At 57.9% G+C, this 3394-nt stretch carries 3 protein-coding genes; all 3 read left to right on the plus strand.

Annotated elements, in window-relative coordinates; genetic code table 11:
- Positions 1 to 1229, plus strand: a 1229-nt coding sequence (gene cbiE, locus B4H10_RS03975) for a precorrin-6y C5,15-methyltransferase (decarboxylating) subunit CbiE (RefSeq protein ID WP_292018222.1), incomplete at its 5' end; no start/stop codon positions are given.
- Positions 1220 to 2608 (plus strand): cobyrinate a,c-diamide synthase, encoded by a 1389-nt coding sequence (locus B4H10_RS03980; RefSeq protein ID WP_292018223.1) that lies wholly within the window; start codon positions 1220 to 1222, stop codon positions 2606 to 2608. The genes cbiE and B4H10_RS03980, both read left to right, overlap by 10 nt.
- Positions 2605 to 3237, plus strand: coding sequence for a precorrin-8X methylmutase (locus B4H10_RS03985; RefSeq protein ID WP_292018224.1), 633 nt, complete (start codon positions 2605 to 2607; stop codon positions 3235 to 3237). The genes B4H10_RS03980 and B4H10_RS03985 overlap by 4 nt, the downstream gene beginning before the upstream one ends.
- Positions 3238 to 3394: the final 157 nt, after the last annotated feature.

The following is a 3394-nucleotide window of genomic DNA, read 5'->3' on the forward strand; positions in this document are numbered from 1 at the left end:
TCGGTATCGGTCCGGGAAATCCGGAATATCTGACAGACCGGGCCCGTTCTGCTATTGCAGCCTGCCCGGTCCTGGTGGGAGACCGGCGCATGGTGGAGCCGTATGCGGCAGCGGGCAAACGACTCGTATATACGTATAAAAAAGATGAAATATATGAGCTGGCCCTGTCTCTCCTTCCGGACGGCGGCCCTATGGCTGTCCTCGTATCGGGCGACGTCGGGTTTTACAGTCTGGCGTCTCTCATCCGGGACTTGCCGGACTGTCATATCGTCCGCATACCCGGCATCAGCAGTCTGGTGTATTTCGCCGCTCTCCTGCAGACGAACTGGCATGATACCTATATTGTCAGCCGCCATGGCCGCCGCGATTCCCTGACAGAAGCCGTGCGCCATCATGGGAAGGTATTCTGCCTTACCGGTGGCAGTGACACGCCGGCCGCCTTGTGCCGCATGCTCTGTCATGCTGGTCTGGGACAGGCCCGGGTTGCCGTGGGATACCGACTGTCTTATGAAGATGAACACGTAGCCAGGGGCACGGCAGAAGAACTGGCCGGGCTGAAGGAAGAGGGCTCGCTGGCCGTCATGATGATCTGGAACGATAAGGCCCGGCCCTGGCAGCGTCCGGTCCACGGCCTTCCCGACGAGTCTTTTATCCGCGGCAAGGCGCCTATGACCAAGCAGGAAATCCGCAGTATTGCCCTGTCCCGTCTGGCGCCGTTTCCCCAGGCCGTTATTTATGATATCGGAGCCGGCACCGGTTCCTGTACGGTGGAACTGGCACTGCTGGCACCGGCGGGGGAAATCTTTGCCTTTGAAATCGATGAAGAAGCCCTGTCTGTCCTTACAGCCAATATAGACCGGTTTGCCTTGTCCAACGTGACCGTCGTTCCCGGGAATGCCGCCCGGACACTGCCCAGTGTGGCAGCTGCGCCGGAATATGCCTTTATTGGCGGGACGAAGGGGAATATACCGGCTATACTGGATGAAATATACCGCAAGAACCGGGCCTGCCGCATCGTCATGACGGCTATCACTGTAGAAACACTGGCGGCGGTCACGGCGTATTATGCAGGCCGACCGGACTATACGCTGGATATCACCCAGGTCATGACGGCCCGGTCCCGTCGTGTAGGCAGCAGCCATATGATGATGGCCCAGAATCCCGTGTATATTATGACAGCCGCCTATGATCCCGTCCCGGGCGGAGAAAGGAGTTCGTCATGCCTATAACGGACCTGCCACGACTCATGGTTGCCGCTGCCAGCAGTGGCAGTGGCAAGACGACCGTCGTCTGTACACTCCTGGAACTGCTGCGCCGGCGTTCCTGTCAGGCCGCCGCCTTTAAAAGTGGTCCCGATTATATCGACCCCATGTTCCATAGGCGCGTACTGGATACGCCGTCGTATAATCTCGATCTGTTCCTCCTGGGACGGAACGAACCGGGCCGGGATACGGCCTGCCGCATTCTCGGGCGGCATGGCAGACAAAAGGAGATTGCCATACTGGAAGGAGCCATGGGGTATTACGACGGCATCGGTATGGGCAGTGAAGCCAGTGCCTATGAACTGGCTTCTGCGACGGGAACGCCGGTCGTACTCGTCGTCGATGGCCGGGGCAGTGCCCTGACACTGGCGGCGGTTCTCAAGGGGATGGCGGCATTCCGCAAAGACAGCCGGATTGCCGGTTTCATAGTCAACCGGGTAAAACCTATGGTGTATGCCCGTTACCGCCGTGCCTGGGAAGGGGAATCGGGACTCCGGTCGCTGGGGTATCTGCCGGAAATGCCGGACTGTACCTTTTCCAGCCGTCATCTGGGATTGGTGACGGCTTCTGAAATCGCCGATTTACAGGATATACTGCGGAAATTAGGGGATGCAGGAAGAATGAGCCTGGATTGGAGTGCTATGATGGGACTGGCCCGGACGGCGCCGCCCCTTTCCTGGAAAGAACCGGACATGGCGGCTCCGGCTGATACGGTGCGTCTGGCCATCGCACGGGATGAGGCGTTCTGTTTCTACTATGAAGACAGTCTGGATACCTTACGGTCGTACGGGGCGGAGCTGATTTTCTTCAGTCCGCTCCACGATGGAAGCCTGCCCGATTGTGACGGCCTCTATCTGGGTGGCGGCTATCCGGAGCTGTATGCACAGAATCTGAGCCGCAATGGGAGCATGTCCGCATCAATCCGGCAGGCCATCAGGCAGGGCATGCCCTGTCTGGCCGAATGCGGGGGATTCATGTATCTCCATGACTATTACCGCTGCCAGGACGGGCAGCTGCTTCCCTGGGCTGGCGTCATTTCCGGCGAAACCTATATGACAGGCGGCCTGCGCCATTTTGGCTATGTGACCCTGGAAGCCCGGACCGACACCTTGCTGCTGCCCCGCGGTAAAACCCTGACGGCCCATGAATTTCACTATTCCGGTAGTACGGCTTCCGGTTCGTCCTGTACTGCTTATAAGGCCGGGAGCAGCCGCCAGTGGCAGGCTATTGTGGCCAGTGGGCGGCTATTTGCCGGGTATCCCCACATTCATTTCAGCGGCTGTCCGGACTGTGCATCCCGCTTTATCGGGGCCTGCCGCCAATTCAGAAAGGAACGAATGCGATGAAAGTAGAACACATCCTGCCGGCTGATATCGAACGGCGCAGTATGGAAATCATAGAAGAGGAACTGGGGGACATCATCCTGCCTCCCGATGAAAAAGCCATCATCAAGCGCGTCGTCCATACGACGGCCGATTTTGACTATGTACGGAACCTGCGCTTCAGTCCCGGCGCCGTCCGGCGCGGACTGGAAGCTCTGAAGCGTGGCTGTACGATCGTCACCGATACGAATATGGCCTGTATGGGCATCAGTGCGCCGGGACTGAACAAACTGGGAGCTGGCAAAGTATGTTACATGGCCGACAGTGATGTGGCACAGGCTGCCAGGGAGCAGGGGACGACGCGGGCTCAGGCATCGATGGATAAAGCGGCAAAACTTACTGGTCCCCTGATCATCGCCGTCGGCAATGCGCCTACGGCCTTATTGCGCCTGAAAGAACTCATAGAATCCGGACGGATCAATCCGGACCTGATCATTGCCGTGCCCGTAGGATTCGTCAACGTCGTCTATGCCAAAGAAGAAATCATGAAAGCCGGCGTCCCGTACATCACAGCCCTGGGACGCAAAGGCGGCAGCAACGTCGCCGCGGCTATCTGCAATGCCCTGATTTATACACTGACGCGCCAGTCCTGATACGCTGGCAGAAAAGAGGGGATTTTATGAATTGGAAAGTCGTTCTGGCTATTCTGACCTGCAACATCCTCTTTATGTCATTCAGCTATACGATGCTCATTCCCTTCCTGCCGATCTATCTCACGGACGAATTGGGCGTTCTGCCGGGAGATGTCCA

Source organism: Megasphaera sp. UBA4382, assembly GCF_002391155.1.
In the GTDB taxonomy this organism is placed as follows: domain Bacteria; phylum Bacillota; class Negativicutes; order Veillonellales; family Megasphaeraceae; genus Megasphaera; species Megasphaera hexanoica.

What these genes read in the sequence shown, in the direction of transcription:
- B4H10_RS03980 (WP_292018223.1), top strand. Translation starts at nt 1,220, where the DNA reads ATGCCTATAACGGACCTGCCACGACTCATGGTTGCCGCTGCCAGCAGT.
- B4H10_RS03985 (WP_292018224.1), top strand. Translation starts at nt 2,605, where the DNA reads ATGAAAGTAGAACACATCCTGCCGGCTGATATCGAACGGCGCAGTATG.